The sequence below is a fragment of the Mesorhizobium sp. LHD-90 genome (assembly GCF_030929505.1).
In the GTDB taxonomy this organism is placed as follows: domain Bacteria; phylum Pseudomonadota; class Alphaproteobacteria; order Rhizobiales; family Rhizobiaceae; genus Kumtagia.
Map to the genome: position 1 here is coordinate 202798 of NZ_JAVFVV010000001.1, position 19476 is coordinate 222273.

Here is a 19476-nt window from a genome sequence, read left to right on the forward strand (position 1 = left end):
CCGTTCTCAGATCACCACAAAATCCCCGGCAGTCATGATGAAGCCGTTGTCGATATGGGCAAACAGCACACGTCCGCCCGAGCCCGAGCCGTTGCTGTCGTAATAAAGGCTGCCCGTGTCCTGATCGTAAAGGATGCGGTCGTCGGCATCCACGGCGGCGACATTGAGATTCTTGAACAGTTCGGTCGCCAGCACGCCGGTGGCGGTGAGCGCGGTGAAATAGGCGTTGTCGAGCTGGATCGTGTCGGGGCCGCCGAAATCCTTGATTGTGTCGACATTGGTGGATGCGCTCAGGGCCGAGTTGAAGACGAACGCGTCGGCACCGTTGTTGCCGTAGAGTGTGTCGTTGCCACGGTAACCTTTGAGGACGTCCGCCCCCACGCCACCGGAAATGACGTCGTTGGTCGCGTGGGAGCCAAAGAGCGAGTCGTTGTAGCTCGATCCGACCAGACGCTCCACGGATTCGTATGTGTCGCCTGCCGCATCGCCGGTATTTATCGAAGGATTGCCGAAGCTTGCGACGACGCCCTGGGTGGCCGTCGCGTAGGAGGCCGTGTCGGTGCCGGTGCCGCCCGCGAGGAAATCCGCGCCGGCGCCGCCGACGAGCGTGTCGTTGCCGGCATCGCCGAACAGGTCGTCGTTGCCGGCAAGGCCGAAGAGGCTGTCATTGCCGGAGTTGCCGTTGAGCGTGTCCGCCGACAGCCCGCCGGTGAGCGAGTCGGCCGCCGCACTACCGTTGAAGGTCCATGCCTGACCCTCGATGAAGGTGCGCAGCGTCGCCGCATTGCCACTGACGAAGAGGCTGTAGAAGTCGTTGACCGACTGGTTGAGCCCGCTGATCTCGACCAACGGATAACCGTCGGCGGTGACGATCCGATAGCCGGTGACGGTGCCGGAATTGAAAGGATACCATTCTTCGTCGTCATAGTATCCGCTCAGGCCGACTCCGACCACATCCAGATGCACACCCGATACGGAGAAGATGCCGGGCCCGTAGCTGAAGTAAGTGGAGTCTCCTGCAAAAGTCGTCTGGTTGGAGCGGGTGGTGACGCTGGTAAACAACGTCTCCGGATTGCCGGGCGAGAATTGCGTCATGGTGGGCATGGATCATCTCCCTTGCAGTTGCGGGCGGGCCACATCCAAGTAATTCCCTCGGCGGCAAGGATGAACCGGTCGGTAGTGTGACGCAAGACTGTCGATGATTGGAGATGCCGGGGTTCTCGTGCCTGGCCCAGACGCTGCGCGAGGAAGGGCTGGAGGTCGAATACAAGCGGCTGTTCTTCGGCTGCGCCACGGCGGTCGCCGGAAACGTCATAGACGCCGCAGGGCAGGGAAGCGGCGGACTGTTCGTGAGCGCTGCGTGGGCCGGGTCGGCTCAGCCCGGTTCGGCGGTGGGATCGGCCGGCGTCGAGCCGAACGGCATGGTGAAGACGGTGCCGGCGATGCCATCGGCGATTGCCGGCGAAAACTCGAGCGGCAGGCAGGCCTCGAGTGCGGCGGTGGCCGCGTCGACGAACTGCTTTCGCGCCGCCTCGTCACCCGCGACGTTGATCGCCGAGGGGCGCGGCGGGCCGATCAGCGTGCCGTCGCGCCTGAAGCTGAAGCTCAGCGTCACCGACGAATCGCCGCTGCCGGGCGGCGGCGTCCAGCACGCCTGCAACGCGGCGCCGACCTCGTCCATGGTCTTCAGCGGCTCGGCATTCGCCTGCGTCAGCGCACCGATCGCCAAAGCCCCCGCGATGGTCAGACGTGCTGCGTGGTTCCTCATGACATCCCCTCGATCCGGCCAGGTGCGCCGCGCGTCGGCGGACTGCGCACGACCTTAGCAAACCGTGTCGCCGCCCGGAACGCCAGCGTCAATTTTTGCGATGGTTACCGGCTCGGTCCGCAACGGCGCCGGCTTGCGAATGCCAAGTTCTCGGATAGCATGGCTTCGATATGGCACGACGGGCTGTTCGCTGCGGCGCTGGCTGGAGGACGGATGAATTTCCTGAGCCTGATCACGGGATCCTTCGCCATGCCGGCGGCGGAAAACCCGACGGTGGCGATGATGGACGCGGCCTACGCTCATCACCGCGTCGATGCCCGCTACATCAATTGCGAGGTGCCGCCGGAAAAACTCGGCGACGCCGTGCGTGGCGCACGCGCCATGGGCTGGGCGGGCTTCAACTGCTCGCTGCCGCACAAGGTGACTGTCATCGAGCATCTCGACGGGCTCGGCGAATCGGCGGCGATCATGCGGGCCGTCAACTGCACGGTGCTGCGCGACGGCAAGCTGATCGGCGAGAACACCGACGGAAAAGGATTTTTGAAGTCACTGCGGGAGGTTGTCGACCCGGCCGGCAGGAACGTGGTCATTTTTGGCGCCGGCGGCGCGGCGCGCGCCATCTGCGTGGAACTGGCGCTGGCCGGCGCCCGCTCGATCACGGTGGTCAACCGCGGCCGGACGCGTGGCGAGGAACTGGCAGGGCTGGTCGGTGAGCGCACGCCCGCGAACGTCGCCTATGCGCCGTGGACCACGAACTACGCGGTGCCGGAAAACACCGACATCGTCGTCAACGCCACCTCGATTGGGCTCTACCCGGACGTCGATGCGCGGCTCGACCTCGATCCGGCGTCGCTGAGGCCCGGCATGGTCGTGGCCGACATCATCCCCAACCCGCCGCGCACCCGGCTGGTGCGCGAGGCGGAGGTGCGCGGCTGCACGGTGCTCGACGGGCTCGGCATGCTGGTCAACCAGGGCGTCATCAACATCAAATACTGGACCGGCGTGGACGCCGATGCCGGCGTGATGCGGCGGCGGATCGAGCAGATTTTCGGGGTCTGACGCAGACAGGTCGGCGGACCGCTCACGCCACAGGCGCCAGCCGTCGCCGGCGGCGGTCATGCAGCACGATGGCAAGGCCGCTGCCCACCACCAGCACGATGCCGCAGAGCGCGGCCAGGTCGGGCAGGTGGCCGAAGACGACGACGCCGGAGACCACCGCCCAGACGGTGAAGCAGTAGTAGAACGGCGCCACCGCGCTGGTGGGGCCGACGCGGTAGGCCATGAAGATGAAGAAATGGCCGAAGATCAGGAAGAGGCCCGAGCCGGCGAGCAGCAGCACGTGTTGCGTGTCCGGCGCGCGCCATTGCTCGAATGCAAGATGCATGATCGCCGCTGCGATCAGCACCACGACGACCGCCGACATGGCGACGATCATGCCCGGAACATGGCCGGCGATACGGCGTCCCGCGAGATCGCGCACGGCGCACAGCACGGCGTTGGCGATCGCCAGCAGCGCGTACACGGAAATGCCCTCGCCCGATGGCCGGGCGATCATCAGCGCGCCCGCGAAGCCGGCACAGATCAGCGCCATGGCAAAGCCCGGAATCTTTTCGCCGAACACCAGCGCAGCGCCGAGCAGCACCACCAGCGGCGTGATCTGGCCGAGCGCGGTGGCGTCGGCGATCGGCATGTTGGCGAGCGCCACGACGAAGCAGAGGATGCCGCCGGTCTCGCAGAGGTTGCGCGCCAGCACGCGGCGCTCGAACATCAGCGGCAGGCTGACGCGATAGCCGAGCAGAAACAAAAGCGGCATGCCCCACAGCAAAGCGGCGATGCCGCGCATAGTCAGCACCTGGTAGGGCGGCAGAGCCTCGGTCGCCACCTTCATCATCGTGTCGTTGACGACATAGAAGCAGGTGGCCAGCACCATGAAAAGCGGGCCGCGAAACGGATGGGAAGGCAGGGACATGTTGCGAAGTCGGCTCGTACAGGTTGCGCGCCGATTTCATCGAAGTTCGGCCGACAATCAATTGGCCGGAGGCCGACCTTCCGTCGTGCCAGGCAGATGGAACCGGAGGGCGGCGATCGAGGGCAAGGCGCCGGTGCTCGTGTAACAGCCGCTGAATCCCGGGTTCCGATCCGGCGACATCGGATCGTTGCAGACCGGCGGGAACCTGCCGCCTGGTCATTCCAGAGTAGAAAATTCGCTCGGGTCTCGATCTTCAGCACAAGATCGGACCGCTACACAGGCTGTGTCCGTCCATGGCTAATTTCTACGGAACCTCCTCGCTCGACATTTTCATAGGACCAAACGAGGTCAACCATTATTACTTCGAGCCGGCCGAGCTGGCGTCGACCGATTTTGTCATCGGGGGCGCCGCCTCCGATGAGATCCATTTCTCCGGAGGCCAGCTTCTCGCATGGGGCGGCTGGAACGCCCTGACCAATGTAAGCAATGTCGAGTTCCTCTATTTCGACGATTTCGGCGACATCGTCGAAATCCCGGACAGCCTCGTCACCTCCACCCCCGGCACAGCGATCTACCGCCTGATCGTCCGCGGCGGCGGCGGATGGGACACTATCGACGCCTCCGACGTGACCTCGGCCCTGCCGATCTGGATCGAAGGCGAGGACGGCAGCGACACCATCACCGGCGGCGGCAGCGGCAGCAAATATACCGGAGGCGAGGGGGACGACACGTTCTACCTCGGTTCGGGCATCGAGGAAGCGCTCGGCGGAGACGATGACGACGACTTTTCCGGCACCGCCACCGAGATCGATGGCGACACGCTCGACGGCGGAGCGGACGACGACTGGCTGGTGATGCTCTCTGCCGGAACCTTCACGTTTTCGATGGTCGGCATCGAAAACCTGCTCCTGGTCAGCGCCGCGAACGACGTGACCATCGAAAGTCTCAAATACTCAGGCGGCAGCGACGTCACCGTCCATGTAGAGGGCGGCGCCTTCGCCGACAGCATCGACGTCGATTCGCTCGACAGCCCGTTCTACGCCGACACCTGGGAGAACTTTCTCATCGAGGCCAACGGCGGCAACGACGTCATCAGCGGCGGCAATGGCGACGACACGCTGGACGGCGGCGCCGACGTCGACAGCCTGGCTGGCGGCGACGGCAACGACACGCTGATCGGCGGCAGCCAGGGAGACATCCTGTCGGGCGGCGACGGCGACGATCTCTATGTCGGCGTCGAAAGCGGCGACCTCGTCAACGAACTCCTGACCGACGGCATAGACACGGTGCAGACTGCCCTTGCCGTCTTTACCATGCAGACCGGCATCGAGATTCTCGATTACACCGGGACAGCCGCAATGACGGCCACCGGCAATTCGAGCGGCAACACGATCGAAGGCAGCAGCAAGGGCGACACGATGTATGGCCGCGACGGCGGCGACACCCTGCACGGGCTGGGCGGCAATGACGTGCTCCGCGGCGAGAACGGCGACGACACGCTGGATGGCGGCGATGGCCGCGACACCCTGCGCGGCGGGCGGGACGAGGACACGCTCTACGGCGGCATCAAGAACGATACGCTCTACGGCGACGGCGAGAACGATACGCTCTATGGCGGCGTTGATGACGATGTACTCAACGGCGGCGCCGGCGACGATTTCCTCCAGGGCGACGGCGGCCTCGACACGCTGAACGGCGGCAGCGGCATCGACACGGCGAGCTACCTGATCCCGATTTCCGCGGTGGACGTGGATCTGGAGCGCACGGTCAACCAGGTCCAGGGCGTCCACCTCAATCAGCTTTCCAGCATCGAGAACGTCATCGGCACCTGGAACGGCGACGTCATCCGCGGCGACGCCAACGCCAATGTGCTTACGGGCGATGACGGGAACGACACGCTCGACGGTCGCGACGGCGCCGACACGCTTTACGGCGGCGACGATGACGATATTCTGCTGCCGGGCTCCGGCAACGACACAGTCAATGGCGGGGCCGGCACCGACACCGTGGACTACGCCTTTTCCGTCGCCGGCATCGTTGCGGCGCGCCCCGTGGGCACGATCGCGGCGTCCGGCGCCGACATAGGGTCCGACCTGCTCAATGGCGTCGAGATCATTATCGGCGGCAGCGGCAACGACACGCTTTCCAACTGGGCGGAAGCGCATGGCAATGCCGGCGACGACATCTTCAAGGCCGACAACAGCGTCAATGCCTTTTACGGCGGCGAAGGCAGCGACACCGTCGTCTATTCCAACGCGCTCGGCACGACCGACCTGCTCGTCGATCTGGAAGACGCGACCCTCAACCGCCAGGCGGCAGCGGGCGACACGCTCGATTCGGTCGAGAACATCACCTATCAGGGCACCGCACGCTGCGATCTCCTCGGCGACGAGAACGACAACCGGCTGGAGATTAGCGGCTCCATCAGCTCGGCGACGGGCCGCGGCGGCGACGACACGCTCGTGGCCTCGGGATACGGGGACATACTCGATGGCGGCGAAGGCTTCGACACGGCGGACTATGGCGCGGCCACCACGGGCGTTGTGATCACCCAGGTGGGAGCCGTCCTGCAGGGCAGCGGCGGTGCCAACGGCGACGGCGCGGTCAGGATGGAAGCGGTGAAGGGCTCGGCGCACGCAGACGTCATGACCGTCCTCGACACGGGCTTTACGCTGTCTGGCCTCGATGGCACGGACACGCTGACCGGCGGCAGCGGCGACGACACGCTCGAAGGCGGCGAAGGCAACGACACGCTGGAGGGCGGCGAAGACGCAGACGTGCTCGACGGCGGGGACGACTTCGACGCGATCACTTACGACAACGTGACCACGGCGCGCATCAAGCTTGCGCTCGACGGCTCCTTCGCCGCCGAGGGCGAAGCGGCCCTCGACACCGTGCTGTCCATCGAGCGTGTCACCGGAACGGATTTCGGCGATGTGCTGCGCGGCGACGCGGCCGTCAACCGGCTGATCGGCGGCAGCAGCAACGACACGCTCCAGGGCGAGGAGGCCAACGACACCCTGCTCGGCGGCACGGGAGCCGACGCACTGACGGGCGGAACCGGCGACGACGGATTCGATTATACCTCGACCGCTCACGGCGGCGACACGATCCGGGACTTTTCGGCGAGCGCCGGCAATGACGACTATTTCCGCTTCACGGGCTCGGTCTTCGGAGCATTGCCTGCCGGCTCGCTGGCGCCGAACCGCTTCCTCGCCAATACGACGGGCGTGGCGACTACGGCCGATCAGCGCTTCATCTACGAGACCGACACGGGCATCCTGCGCTACGACACGGACGGCAGCGGCGCCACCGCGGCCATCCAGATGGCGACGCTGACCGGAGCGCCGGTAGTGACGCTCGGCGATTTCGTCATTCTTTGAGGCGAAGCTGCCGCGTCATCGGGCCCGGGAACCGATTCCGGTCCACTCACCTTTTCTAAACCCCGGCGGCGCTATATCCCGCTCAGCCACAGCGGGGAGGACCGCATGAAGCCCACCGTCACACGCCGCGATGTCTTTCTAGGCAGCGCCAGCCTCGCGGCGCTTGCCGCCGGTTTTCCGCGCTGGGCGAATGCACAGGACAGCGTCACCGCCGAGCAGTTCCTCGCGCTGTCGGCGCGGCTGACCGGCGCGGAAGCGTCCAGCCTCGATGCGATCATGGCCGCAAAGCTGCTGCAGTCGATGCTGGCGACCGGGCGCGGACCCGGCCTGGTCCTGCTGTCCACCGATACTCAGGTCGATACCGGCACGGTGGCGAACGACGTGGTCGCGGCCTGGTATTCGGGCGTCGTCGATACCACGGACGGCCAGGCGGTGGCCGGCTTCACCGAGGCGCTGATGTGGAACGCCCTCGATTTCACAAAACCCTTTGCCTATTGCGGCGGCGAGACCGGCTATTGGGCAGAGCCTCCGCAAAGCTGACGAGGTTTTCCCATGGCCGATATCGAAGCGGATGTGATCGTCGTCGGCTCCGGCGTCTCCGGCGCGCTGCTCGCCGCGAAACTGTCGGCCGCCGGCGTTAAGGTAGCGGTGCTGGAGGCAGGTTCCCCGGTCGACAGGTCCGAGGCGGTGCAGCGCTATTGGGACGCGCTGATCAAGGTTCCGGAATGCCCGTATCCGGTCAGCCCCGAGGCCGACCACCCGGTCAGCGACAATCTCGACCACTGGTACCGGCAGGTAGGGCCCGAAAAATTCAAGAGCACCTATGTGAAGGTGCTTGGCGGCACCACCTGGCACTGGCTGGGCACCTGCCTGCGCTTCGTGCCCAACGATTTTCGCCTCTCCAGCACCTACGGCAGGGGTGTCGACTGGCCGATAGGCTATCAAGAACTGGAAAAATTCTATGGCGAGGCGGAGGCCGAAATCGGCGTCTCCGGCGATTCCGCCGAGTCGCTCGGCGCACCGCGCTCGTCGCGCTATCCAATGCCGGCGATCCCGCCGACCTTTCTCGACAAGGCCTACGCCAGGGCGCTGGCCGGCACCAAATACGAGGTGCGGTCGACGCCGCAGGGCCGCAACTCGGCCGAGCGCGACGACCGCCCGGCCTGCTGCGGCAATGCAAGCTGCATTCCGGTCTGTCCGGTGCAGGCGAAATACGACGCGACGGTGCATGTGACGCGGGCCAAGAAGGGCGGCGCGGCGATCCACACGGAGACGACGGCGACCAGCATCGACGTCGGTCCGGACGGTCGGATTTCCGCCATCCGCTTCAGGCGCCGCGACCGCAGCGAAGGCACGGCTGTCGGAAAAGTGTTCGTGCTGGCGGCGCATGCCATCGAGACGCCGCGCCTGCTGCTCAATTCGGCCAGCGAACAGCGGCCTGGCGGCGTCGCCAACAGTTCCGACCAGGTCGGGCGCAACCTGATGGATCATCCGACGCAGTTGAGCTGGGCGCTGGCGCCCGAGCCGCTGTGGCCCTATCGCGGGCCGCTGTCGACCTCGGGTATCGAGAACCTGCGCGACGGGGAGTTCCGCCGGGAGCGGCCGGCCTTCCGCATCGAGATCGGCAATGACGGCTGGTCGTGGCCGACCGGCGCGCCGGTGACCACGGCGGTCGAACTGGCGCAGCAAGGCCTGCGCGGCAAGGCGCTGGACGCCGCCCTTCGCGACCAGGCCTCCCGGCACGTCAGGATGGCCTCGCTGATCGAGCAACTGCCGGAACCGCAGAACCGGGTGACGCTCGATCCCGGTGAAAAGGACTTTTACGGCGTGCCGCTGCCGCGCCTCTTTTACAGCCTCGATTCCTACGTGCAGGACGGGCTGGCGGCGGCGCGCGAGGCGCATGCCGAGATTTTCGGCAAGCTCGGCGCCACGCAAATCCAGCACCGCGACGGCGCGGAAGGCGCCGGCCACATCATCGGCACGGCGCGCATGGGCGCCGATCCGAAAAGCTCCGTCGTCGACCGCGCCCTGCGCAGCCATGACCACGCCAACCTGTTCATCCTCGGCTCGACGGTGTTCCCGACCTCGGCGACCGCCAATCCGACGCTGACGATTGCCGCGCTCAGCCTGCGCGCGGCCGACGCGGTGAAGGCGGCGCTGGTGGGGTAGGTGGGCTAGTTGTGGGCGACCCGGCGCCCGCTCAGTCCGGGTGCAGCACGAATTCCAGGTAGAGATTGCGCTGCAGGATGGAATGGTTGTCGTCGGAGATGATCGACACCATGGTGGCGCCGTCGGCCCGCTGCCACACGTCCAGCCCCTCCATGTTGTCGATCTGGAAACCCATGTCGGCGGTGAGCAATACCGGCCCGTCCGCCACCTGCCCCCTGGCGATCGACTCGCCAGAAATGCGCCGCAGCCGCATTTTTACGCCGTCGGCGAGGCGGTAGCTGCGCTCGAGCAGCAGCAGGTCGCCGTCGGGCAGGAAAGCACCGTCGGTGATATCGAAGTCGCCGCTGCGCTTCACCGTGAAGACGCCCCTGTTCGGCCCCTCGATGATGGCGGCAAAGATGTTGCCCGCCTTGTCGAGGCTTTTTTCGGATACCACCACCAGCCCGCCCGCGTGCTGGCCGTGCGGATGCGCACGCGTCACCGTCTCGAAACCGCGATTCTGGCGTAGTTCGTTCTTCGGTACGAGGAAATCGAGCTGGCGGACTGGCGCCTGCATGTTGTCGGGGTCGAGGCGGAACTGGGCGATGCGGTGGTTGCGCTCGAAGCCGACGGTGGCGACGCCGTCCTTGACGTCCAGCCCCTCGGCGTCGACCAGCCATTTCTTGACGATCGGCTTGCCGGTCTCGTCGGCCATCTGCACCATGCGGAAATTATCGATGCCGGAAGGCCTGCCCTCGACGTCGCGGGCAATCGAGCCGAAGAACCAGAAGCCGGTATCGGCCACGCCGACAAAATCCTTGCCGGGCGAGGTGAAGCGGAAGGCCGACAGCGCGCCGAAATCGCGCGCGGACGAGGTCATCTCCAGCCCACCGACGAATTCCAGCGGTCCGAACAGCTTTTCGTCGCGGCCGATGTGGAAGTTTTCGATCGGCCGCGCGGTGATTTCCATGCGCTCGACGGGCGCGGGGTCGGCATGGGCTGGCGTGAATGGCGCAAGGCCGATGAGAGCCGCGAAGAAAAATGCGGTCCACGCCGCATCCCTTCGCACCCCCCTCTGTCCTGCCGGACATCTCCCCCACAAGGGGGGAGATTGGCCGGCCGTCCTGGTTTCGCCAATCACAACCTTCGCAGGAGAAGCGGCAAAGCTGAAACTGCCAATCTCCCCCCTTGTGGGGGAGATGTCCGGCAGGACAGAGGGGGGTGCGAAGGAGCGCAATACATCACGCCAAAGCATCGACTTCACGGCGCGCAGCAAGCGCATCCTCATCCCGCCCGCCGGAAACCGCCGCTGCGGCGCAGGTCGCGCGGCGTCTCCTCGCCGAACAGCGAGGCCAGTTGCTCGGTCATGGCGCCGGCAAGTTCCTCCGCATCGACGATGGTGACGGCGCGGCGATAGTAGCGCGTCACGTCGTGGCCGATGCCGATGGCGAGCAGTTCGACCGGCGAGCGGGTCTCGATGAGTTCGATCACCGCGCGCAGATGGCGTTCCAGATAATTGCCGGGGTTGACCGAGAGGGTCGAGTCGTCCACCGGCGCGCCGTCCGAAATCATCATCAGGATCTTGCGCTGCTCCGGCCGGCCGATCAGGCGGTTGTGCGCCCACAAAAGCGCCTCGCCGTCGATGTTTTCCTTGAGCAGGCCCTCGCGCATCATCAGGCCGAGATTGCGGCGGGCGCGCCGCCACGGCGTGTCGGCGCTTTTGTAGATGATGTGGCGCAGGTCGTTCAGCCGGCCGGGATTGGCCGGCTTGCCGTCCTTCAGCCATTTCTCGCGCGCCTGCCCGCCCTTCCAGGCGCGGGTGGTGAAACCGAGAATTTCGACCGAGACGCCGCAGCGCTCCAGCGTGCGGGCAAGAATGTCGGCACAGGTGGCCGCCACCGTGATCGGCCGGCCGCGCATCGAGCCCGAATTGTCGAGCACGAGGCTGACGACGGTGTCGCGGAATTTCGTGTCGCGCTCCTGCTTGAACGACAGCGGCTGCATCGGATCGATGACGACGCGCACCAGCCGCGCCGGATCCAGATAGCCCTCTTCGAGGTCGAAATCCCAGGAGCGGTTCTGCTGCGCCATCAGCCGCCGCTGCAGCCGGTTGGCCAGCCGCCCGACCACGCCCGACAGATTGGCGAGCTGCTTGTCCAGAAAGGCCCGCAGCCGGTCGAGTTCTTCCTCGTCGCACAGTTCCTCGGCGCCGATGGTCTCGTCGAAGGCGGTCGAAAAGACCTTGTAGTCGATCTCCTTCGGCAGGTTGGTGAAGGGGTTGTCCTTGCGCTTGGTCTCGCCCGGCGTCTCGGCGTCGGCCTCCTCGTCATCGGACATGTCGTCGGTGTCGGCGTCGGCGGCTTCCATCTCGCCGGCCTGCTCGTCCTCGGACGAGGCGTCGCTGTCTTCCGGCTGCGCCTGGTCACCGGCGGAATCGTCGTCGCCGCCTTCCTCGCTGTTTTCCTCGCCCTGCGGCTCGTTCTCCTCGCTCTCGGCCTCGTCGTCTTGCTGGTCGTCGCCGAGTTCTTCCGCCATGTTCATGGAGGCGAGCATGTCGCGCACCAGCCGGGCGAAAGCCTGCTGGTCGTCGAGCTTGTTGGCGAGGTCGTCCAGCGCGCCGCCGGATTTCTCCTCGACCCAGTCGCGCCATAACGACACCAGCTTCTCGCCGCTCTTCGGCACCGGCCGGCCGGTCAGCTTTTCGCGCACCATCAGCGCCAAAGCTTCCTCAAGCGGCGCTTCCGACTGCTCGCGCACGTCGGCGAGATTGGCCTTGAGATACTTGTCCTCGAGCATGTGGCCGATATTGTCGGAGACGCCCGTCATGCGGCGCGAGCCGATCGATTCCACCCGCGCCTGCTCGACCGCGTCGAACACGGCGCGCGCCTGCTTGCCTTCCGGCGCCAGCTTCAAATGCACGCGGCTGTCGTGGCAGGCGCGCTTCAGCGCCATCGAATCGCCCAGCCCGCGCGTCACCGCGACGTCGGTCATGGTCGGCTTCTTCGGCAGTTCGGGCAGTCTGGCGCGGTTGCCGGCCAGCGCCGGGCGGTCCTTGGCGAAGCCGACCTCCAGCTCGCGGTCGCCGGAGATGGCGCGCATGCACACCGTCACCGAGCGCTTGAACAGGTCGGTGTCCGCGCCGTTCTTCGGCTTCGAGCGGGTGTTGTCGCCGGGGCCTGCCAAGAGAACCTCTTTATCCTAATCCAGCGACACGACGGTCGCGCCGTTGCGAGCAACATAGGCGTTTTGCAGAACATACAGGTGGTGCGGCCCGCACGCACTCGTGAATTCGTCAAGCTTGGGCGGCCGCACCGTCCTGGTCGTCACCCTGCGCCCGACGGTCCAGGTCAGGATCTTCGGTCGCGCGTCGACGCAATAGGCATAGGCGCAGCGGGTCACGTATTCGTCCGGCCTTGCCGAGCAGGAGGCACCGTTGCGGGCCAGCATGTCCACCACCCAGCCACGCTCCTTGACGTCGTAGCCGCGCTGGAAGAAGCCCGGCTGGGTCGTGCTGAGCAGGTAGTCGCCATTCGCCGCGGGGTAATAGCTGGTGCAGCCGCAGGCCAGCAGGCCGATGAGGCTCCAGCCGAGTCGCTTCACCGAAAAATCCCAATCGACTTGGCACCCGGTTCACCAAGCCTTCCGAGTGGATTGTCGTCAAGGCGTTGCATGACTTCAATCCGCATCCTTCAGATCGTCGATAGAAATATCCTGATACGTGCCTGGAATAGCTATCGGCTCCAAGCGGAGCCATTCTCCATGAAAGCCGACGATACGCACCATATAGAGCTCGCTCAGGGTATATTGACCGTCAACGGAGAATAAGTTCTGCAGAATCTCTAAGTGAGGCAAATACGGATCCTGATTGTATTGCTTGATCTCCAGGCCGTCCTTGCTGGATTTCGTTACAATTCCCCTTACATCATCTCTATTTTCGTCCAATCGAACATCAAGTGACACCACAGCCTTCGAAAGATCTTTGACGAAAGGGTAGGATTTGGCTTTCAGAAAAGCTTGAAGGTTACGAAAGTTGTTTTCCGTGATCTCACCATGAATTCGCGGAATCAATTGACCATCAGCCGCAGCCAGCCGGGTTGCAGCGAAAAAAATTACGCCCGCAAGGAGGCTGCTGCGGCCAAAGTTCAACTCAACACCACGTTCGCCGCGCTCTCCGGCAGTTCCTGGCCGAACGAGCGCTGGTAGAACTCGGCGACGATAGGCCGCTCAAGCTCGTCGCACTTGTTCAAAAAGGTCAGCCGGAAGGCCCAGCCGATATCAGCGAAGATTTCGGCGTTCTCGGCCCAGGTGATGACGGTACGCGGGCTCATGACGGTCGACAGGTCGCCGTTCATGAAGGCCGAGCGGGTCATGTCGGCGACCCGCACCATCTTGTTGACGATGTCCTTGCCCTTGGCGTCGCGATAATGCTTGGCCTTGGCAAGCACGATCGCCACCTCATTGTCGTGCGGCAGATAGTTCAGCGTGGTGACGATCGACCAGCGGTCCATCTGCGCCTGGTTGATCTGCTGCGTGCCGTGGTAGAGGCCGGTGGTGTCGCCGAGGCCGACCGTGTTTGCGGTGGCGAACAGGCGGAAGGCGGGGTGCGGACGGATGACGCGGCTCTGGTCGAGCAGCGTCAGGCGGCCCGAACTTTCCAGCACGCGCTGGATGACGAACATCACGTCCGGCCGGCCGGCATCATATTCGTCGAAGCACAGCGCGACATTGTGCTGGTAGGCCCAGGGCAAAATGCCGTCGCGGAATTCGGTGACCTGCTTGCCGTCCTGCAGCACGATGGCGTCCTTGCCGACCAGGTCGATGCGGCTGACATGGCTGTCGAGGTTGACGCGCACGCATGGCCAGTTGAGGCGGGCCGCCACCTGCTCGATATGGGTCGACTTGCCGGTGCCGTGATATCCCGAAACCATGACGCGGCGGTTGAAGGCGAAGCCGGAAAGGATCGCCAGCGTCGTCTGCTTGTCGAACAGGTAGTCCGGGTCGAGATCGGGTACGTGTTCGCTGGCCGTCGAGTAGGCCGGCACGACCATCTTGGAATCGAAGCCGAACTTGTCCTTCACCGAGACGGTGGTATCCGGCAGGTTTGTTATGTCTCGATCGACCTTATTCATAACGTCTCCAAGGGCGAAGCAGGCTTCGCCGGCATAAAATTCGTCCGCGCGGTCTTAAGACCTTTTCCCGCCGGATGAAAGTTGGAAATAGGTCCGGCAAGCGACCTTGTCGCGTCTGGCCTAAAGGAAGGCTGCGGCCGAAAAATCCGTCAGGGCGTGGCGAAATGGTGATTTCGAGAACCGGAGCGGAGCGTACGTTTAGTATGTGAGCACCGGAAGCGGAGAAATCGCCATTTTTGCAGCCCGCCCTCACGGCTTTGTTCAGCAGCGGCCTGCCTGCTTGAGCATCTTGTACGCCTGTATCACCTCGCGGAACCGGTCTTCCGACCCCCGGTCGCCGCCATTGGCGTCCGGGTGATGGCGTTTCACAAGCTGCTTGTAGCGGGACTTGATCGCCTGGGCGTTGGCATTGGCGTCGAGCCCGAGTGTCTCCAGCGCCTTGGCTTCCAGCGGCCGGGCCAGGCTTTCGGCGCGGGGCGCCTCGGCGCGCTGCTGCGAGAACAGGTTGAACGGGTCGCGAACGTTCTTGTAGTAGCCCGCCCGGCCCGAGCGTTTTTGCGAAAAATCCGGCGCGAAGCGGGCGCTGCCGTTGGAGGCGACGGTCCAGGTCGGGCGGTGTCCGGTCAGCGCCTCCTTCTGGAAGCGGGCGATCTCGGCAGCCGGCGCGCCGGCGAAATAGTTGAAGCCCTTGTTGTATTCGCGCACATGGTCGAAGCAGAAGCGGAAATATTCGCCCTCGCGCAGCCGGCCGACTGGCGCACGGTGGGTTCCCGCCTCTTTGCAGCCGTCCCACTGGCATGACGGCGCGGCCGCCTTCGCCTCGGCCATCGGGTCGGGGCGCACGCGGATCTTCTCGAAATATTTCGAAAACGTGCTCATCCGGTCTGTTATGGTGCGTTCGCAGGTGCGAAACAAGAATTGACATTTCGGGAAGGATCGCCCTAACCGCTGAATCGCGGTTTAATTTTGGCCTTCGCCGCCCCTCGGCGTGCGCTGGCCAGGCGCCTGGAGCCTACATAATGTCCCTGCAGTCCGAAATCGAGGCCAAGCTGACCGAAACCTTCGCGCCGGAACGGCTGGAGGTCATCAACGAGAGCCACCAGCATGCCGGCCATCACCACGTCGAGTCGGGTCACCACGCCACATTCGACGGCACCGGCGAGACGCATTTTCGCGTGCGCATCGTGTCCGCCGCCTTCGCCGGCAAGAGCCGGGTCGAGCGCCACCGCGCCGTCAACCATCTGCTCTCCGGCGAGTTGAAGCGCGGCGTGCACGCGCTCGCCATCGAGCCGGCGGCCCCCGGCGAAAAGACACGGTGGTAAAAGCATTTCACGTCCGGAACCGCCGCGATGGCGGTGGAACCGCCCCGGCGCCATCGCCTTCCGCGGAACGATGCGATAGCGTGCCGGCAAACATCGTCGGGGGCCGCACCATTGAGTTCTCTCCTGCTGGGCGGGATCGTCTTCGTCTGCGTGATCGGGGCGGCGCTGGCCGGCGGCTGGCTGCGGGACAAGCTTCCCACCCATCATCTCAGCTCCGATTCCAAGGATGCGATCCGGCTCTCCACCGCCATCATCGGAACGCTGACGGCGCTGGCGCTCGGCCTGCTGATCGCCTCGGCCAAGAACGCCTATGACGACGCCGAGAACGAGCTGAGGACCTCGGCGGCCCGCATCGTGCTGCTCGACCGGGTGATGGTGCATTACGGCCCGGAAACCCGGCCCGCCCGCCAGGAACTGCGCCGGCTCGTCGAGAAACGGCTGGGGCAGAGCTGGACGGTCCGCGATGCCGGCAGCGATCCGATCGACATCATCGGCGACAGTACCGGCGTGGAGAGCGTGCAGGATGCGCTGCGCGCGCTGGTCCCCGCCAACGACGGGCAGCGCTGGCTGAAAGATCGTGCGCTCGGCGTCAGCGGTGAGGTGGCGGAGGCGCATTGGCTGCTGGTGGAATCCGAGACCGAGGGCCTGCCGGGCGCCTTCGTCATCGTGCTGGTTTTCTGGCTGGCGCTGCTGTTCGTGTCTTTCGGCCTGCTGGCGCCCGGCAACTCGACCGTGCTGACGACGCTGTTGCTCTGCGGGCTGTCGGTCGCCGGCGCGGTGTTCGTCATCGCCGACATGGACCAGCCCTATCAGGGCCTGATCTACATTTCAGATGCGCCGCTGCGCGAGGCGTTGTCGCAGCTCGGGAAAAGCTGATCCTCGCGTGTCGTCGAGACCGAGGAATCGACGCCGCGCTCGTTTACGCCCGCACGTGCGGCGTCGGTCCTATGCAGCCGGCAGGATCGGGGTCTTGCGGCGCTGCAACAGCACAAGGCCGCCGATGACGATGAGCGCGGCGCCCAGAACGGTCGTCAGGCCGGGGATGTCGCCGAAAAAGACGTAGCCGATCACCGCCGCGCCGAGCAGCTCCACATAAAGCAGCGGCGCCAGCGTCGAGGCGTCGGCCAGCCGGAAGGCATAGATGGTCAATGCGTGGCTGACGGTGGACAACAACCCGATCAGGAAGAACAGCAGCAGATCGGCGGGCGGTGGCGCCTGCCAGAAGACGATTCCCTGCGGGACGAGCAACAGCATGCCGATAACACATTGGAACGCCAGCATCTTCAACACTTCACTGCCTTGCGCAGCCTGGCGGCTGGCGATCATGTAGAAGGCGAAGAAGACGCCGGAGCCGAGAGCCAGCAGGATGCCGGGCTCGAGCGCGCCGCCCGGCTGAAGGATCACCATGGAGCCGGCAAAACCGAGCACCAGGCTGATGCCTTTCCTGGCCGTCATGCGCTCCTTGAGGATGAGCATGGACAGGATGACGGCGACGATCGGCGCGACGAAATAGGCGCTGATCGCGGTCGCCAGCGGGATACGGGCGATCGCCAGGAAATACAGCGTCATTGCGCCGATGATGAAGACGGTGCGCAGCAGATTGGCGCCGATCTGCTCCCCGGGGAAGATCTTGCGCCCATGCACGGCGAAGGCGATGGGCAGCACGATCACCGATGCGATCGCATACCGCGCCGAGCTGATGAACAGCGGCGAATAGGTGCCCGACAGGTGCTTCGCCAGCCCGTCGACCATCTGGATGGTCAGGACGCCGACGATCATCAGCACGATGCCCTTCGTCGTTTCCGATGTCGAGTGTGTAGCGGTGATTGATGTGGCCATGAAGCTGCGGTTCCCGCGAGACGTCCGATCGCCGAAACCGGACGGTCTGCCTCGGCGGCTTTCCAGCATCTTGCGAGACGCGACGATAGCGCCACGCTTGCGGGCATCGACCAGCCAACGCAACGCTGAACGTGATGCGTCTGGTTACCGGGCCGGCTTCGTCGCGATCCAGATGACGTGACGCGCGCCGCGCTTGCCGCGTGCCCGCGTTGCGACCTCTTCCACCGAAAATCCGGCCTGACGCAGCCGCCGGGTGAAGCCGGCGTCCGGCCCCGACGACCACACCGAAAGCACGCCGCCCGGCTTCAGCGCCGCATGGGCGGAAGCAAGTCCGGAAAGATCGTAGAGCGCGTCGTTGCCCTGCCGGGTCAGCCCTTCCGGCCCGTTGTCGACGTCGAGCAGGATGGCATCCCAGAAACCCTTGCCGGACCGGATGAGGTCTCCGACGTCGCCCTCATGGATGACGACGCGCGGATCGTCGAGGCAGCCGCAAAACACCGGCGCCATCGGCCCGCGCGCCCAGGCAACCACGGCTGGCACGAGTTCCGCGACCGTGACGCTTGCATCATCGCCGAGCTGGGCAAGGGCGGCGCGCAGCGTAAATCCCATGCCCAGCCCGCCGATCAGGATCTTCTGCGTCGGCCGCCCGCGGATGCGTTTGCAGGAAAATTTCGCCAACGCCTCTTCCGAGCCGGAAAGACGGCTGTTCATCAGCTCGTTGGCGCCGAGCATGATCGAGAATTCTGATCCGCGCTGTTTCAGCCGCAGCTCGCCGCCACCGGGGACCGGCGCCCTGTCGAGCTGGATCCAGGGGATCAAGCGAGGACCGCCGGCTGGCTCCAGCGGGCTGCGATCAGCCTGTAAGGGATCAGAGCGAAGACGGCGATGATCAGTTTTACCGTCAGGTCGCCCAACGCCCAGGAAATCCAGCGCGCCGCTTCCGCCGGCAGCACGCCGAGCAGGGGAGCGGTCTCCAGCGCAAACGCGTCGCTCGGGCCGACAAAGGCGAAAGCCGCGGCGAAGGCGATGGAGAAAAAGACCATCGTATCGACGACCGAGCCGGCCAGCGTGCCGAAGATCGGCGCGCGCCACCAGCTCTGCCGGCGCAGCCAGTTGAAGACGGTGACATCGAGCAACTGCGCGGTGAGGAAGGCCGTGCCCGAGGCGATGGCGATGCGCACCAGCCGACCCGCGGCGGTATCGAACTCGATCAAACCCAGGCGATAGAGCAGCGGCGGCACGAGGATCGAGCAGGTCACCGCCGCCACGAAGCCGACAAAGACAACGCGGCGCGCGAAGGAAGGGCCGTGGCGGCGGTTGGCGAGGTCGGTGACGAGGAAGGCGACCGGATAGGTGAACGCTCCCCAGGTCAGGATGTCGGCCAGCGACAGGCTGCCAAGTGAACCCTGAACGGGAAACTGCACGAGGATATTGGAGGCGACGACGACGAGCGCCATCGCGACGACAAAAGGCAGATAGGTTCTGAAGGTCATTTTTTTATCCTGGGTGATGGAACCAGTGGTCAAAACAAAGGAGCCCGCCGTCTGGGACGCCGGGCTCCGGTGAGGCGGTCGTCCCCCGCCGCAAAAATTCAGGCGGCGGCCTGCTCGGCGACCTTCTTGGCGATCTGCTTCTTGAGCAGACGGGCGCGCTGCGAAAGCTCGGCCACGTCGGCCTTGGCCAGGAAGGCGTCGAGGCCGCCGCGGTGCTCGACCGAACGCAGCGCGTTGGCGGAGATGCGCAGGCGCACGTTCTGGTTCAGCGCTTCCGAGATCAGCGTGACGCTGACCAGGTTCGGCAGGAACCGGCGGCGGGTCTTGTTGTTGGCGTGGCTGACATTGTTGCCGGTGAGCACGGCCTTGCCGGTCAGTTCGCAAGCACGGGACATTTTTGTAACCTTCGGTTCTCGTATCGGGCC

At 65.1% G+C, this 19476-nt stretch carries 19 protein-coding genes; 6 read left to right on the forward strand and 13 right to left on the reverse strand.

Going from position 1 to position 19476, the window contains the following annotated elements:
• Nucleotides 1-6 precede the first annotated feature (6 nt).
• Nucleotides 7-1104: a calcium-binding protein gene (locus RB623_RS00945; protein WP_308054861.1), complete on the reverse strand. Its 1098-nt coding sequence runs from the start codon at nt 1102-1104 to the stop codon at nt 7-9.
• 271 nt (nt 1105-1375) lie between these two features.
• Complete coding sequence (locus RB623_RS00950) at nt 1376-1768, reverse strand: hypothetical protein (protein WP_308054862.1); 393 nt, start codon at nt 1766-1768, stop codon at nt 1376-1378.
• Nucleotides 1769-1927: 159 nt separating this feature from the next.
• Between RB623_RS00950 and aroE the strand changes: the two genes are divergently transcribed.
• Nucleotides 1928-2827, forward strand: a complete 900-nt coding sequence (gene aroE, locus RB623_RS00955) for a shikimate dehydrogenase (protein WP_308054863.1) — start codon at nt 1928-1930, stop codon at nt 2825-2827.
• Between the two features lie 22 nt (nt 2828-2849).
• Here the strand turns inward: aroE and RB623_RS00960 are convergent, their stop codons facing one another.
• On the reverse strand, nt 2850-3737 hold the full coding sequence (locus tag RB623_RS00960) for a DMT family transporter (protein WP_308054864.1): 888 nt from the start codon (nt 3735-3737) through the stop codon (nt 2850-2852).
• 293 nt (nt 3738-4030) lie between these two features.
• On the opposite strand from RB623_RS00960, the gene RB623_RS00965 reads away from it, so the two are divergent.
• From RB623_RS00965 to RB623_RS00975, 3 genes are all read left to right on the forward strand, one after another.
• Nucleotides 4031-7120, forward strand: a complete 3090-nt coding sequence (locus RB623_RS00965) for a calcium-binding protein (protein WP_308054865.1) — start codon at nt 4031-4033, stop codon at nt 7118-7120.
• A 105-nt stretch (nt 7121-7225) separates the two neighbouring features.
• Complete coding sequence (locus tag RB623_RS00970; protein ID WP_308054866.1) at nt 7226-7660, forward strand: sugar dehydrogenase complex small subunit; 435 nt, start codon at nt 7226-7228, stop codon at nt 7658-7660.
• A 12-nt stretch (nt 7661-7672) separates the two neighbouring features.
• Complete coding sequence (locus RB623_RS00975; protein WP_308054867.1) at nt 7673-9289, forward strand: GMC family oxidoreductase; 1617 nt, start codon at nt 7673-7675, stop codon at nt 9287-9289.
• Nucleotides 9290-9320: 31 nt separating this feature from the next.
• Here RB623_RS00975 and RB623_RS00980 read toward each other — a convergent pair whose 3' ends face one another.
• From RB623_RS00980 to RB623_RS01005, 6 genes are all read right to left on the reverse strand, one after another.
• Nucleotides 9321-10292, reverse strand: coding sequence for an esterase-like activity of phytase family protein (locus RB623_RS00980; RefSeq protein ID WP_308055098.1), 972 nt, complete (start codon nt 10290-10292; stop codon nt 9321-9323).
• 260 nt (nt 10293-10552) lie between these two features.
• Nucleotides 10553-12451: a cobaltochelatase subunit CobT gene (gene cobT / locus RB623_RS00985; protein ID WP_308054868.1), complete on the reverse strand. Its 1899-nt coding sequence runs from the start codon at nt 12449-12451 to the stop codon at nt 10553-10555.
• A gap of 15 nt (nt 12452-12466) precedes the next feature.
• On the reverse strand, nt 12467-12868 hold the full coding sequence (locus RB623_RS00990) for a hypothetical protein (protein WP_308054869.1): 402 nt from the start codon (nt 12866-12868) through the stop codon (nt 12467-12469).
• 75 nt (nt 12869-12943) lie between these two features.
• Nucleotides 12944-13414, reverse strand: a complete 471-nt coding sequence (locus RB623_RS00995) for a hypothetical protein (RefSeq protein WP_308054870.1) — start codon at nt 13412-13414, stop codon at nt 12944-12946.
• Entirely contained in the window at nt 13411-14397 is a 987-nt protein-coding gene (gene cobS, locus RB623_RS01000) for a cobaltochelatase subunit CobS (protein ID WP_308054871.1), read from the reverse strand. The genes RB623_RS00995 and cobS overlap by 4 nt, the downstream gene beginning before the upstream one ends.
• A 261-nt stretch (nt 14398-14658) precedes the next feature.
• Entirely contained in the window at nt 14659-15276 is a 618-nt protein-coding gene (locus RB623_RS01005; RefSeq protein WP_308054872.1) for a DnaJ domain-containing protein, read from the reverse strand.
• Between the two features lie 140 nt (nt 15277-15416).
• Between RB623_RS01005 and RB623_RS01010 the strand changes: the two genes are divergently transcribed.
• Nucleotides 15417-15719: a BolA family protein gene (locus RB623_RS01010; protein ID WP_308054873.1), complete on the forward strand. Its 303-nt coding sequence runs from the start codon at nt 15417-15419 to the stop codon at nt 15717-15719.
• Nucleotides 15720-15830: 111 nt separating this feature from the next.
• Entirely contained in the window at nt 15831-16595 is a 765-nt protein-coding gene (locus RB623_RS01015) for a DUF4239 domain-containing protein (protein ID WP_308054874.1), read from the forward strand.
• Between the two features lie 69 nt (nt 16596-16664).
• On the opposite strand, the gene RB623_RS01020 is transcribed toward RB623_RS01015, so the two are convergent.
• The 4 genes from RB623_RS01020 to rpmB all read right to left on the reverse strand — a co-directional run bounded on the left by RB623_RS01020 (nt 16665) and on the right by rpmB (nt 19446).
• On the reverse strand, nt 16665-17558 hold the full coding sequence (locus tag RB623_RS01020) for a DMT family transporter (protein WP_308054875.1): 894 nt from the start codon (nt 17556-17558) through the stop codon (nt 16665-16667).
• A 144-nt stretch (nt 17559-17702) separates the two neighbouring features.
• Entirely contained in the window at nt 17703-18377 is a 675-nt protein-coding gene (locus RB623_RS01025) for a hypothetical protein (RefSeq protein WP_308054876.1), read from the reverse strand.
• A complete protein-coding gene (locus tag RB623_RS01030; RefSeq protein WP_308054877.1) occupies nt 18374-19051 on the reverse strand; it encodes a queuosine precursor transporter in 678 nt (225 codons plus the stop codon). Before RB623_RS01030 ends, RB623_RS01025 begins: the two co-directional genes overlap by 4 nt.
• A gap of 98 nt (nt 19052-19149) precedes the next feature.
• Nucleotides 19150-19446 carry a 50S ribosomal protein L28 gene (rpmB, locus tag RB623_RS01035; protein ID WP_308054878.1) on the reverse strand — a complete coding sequence of 99 codons (297 nt, stop codon included), beginning with the start codon at nt 19444-19446 and terminating at the stop codon, nt 19150-19152.
• Between the last annotated feature and the right edge of the window lie 30 nt (nt 19447-19476).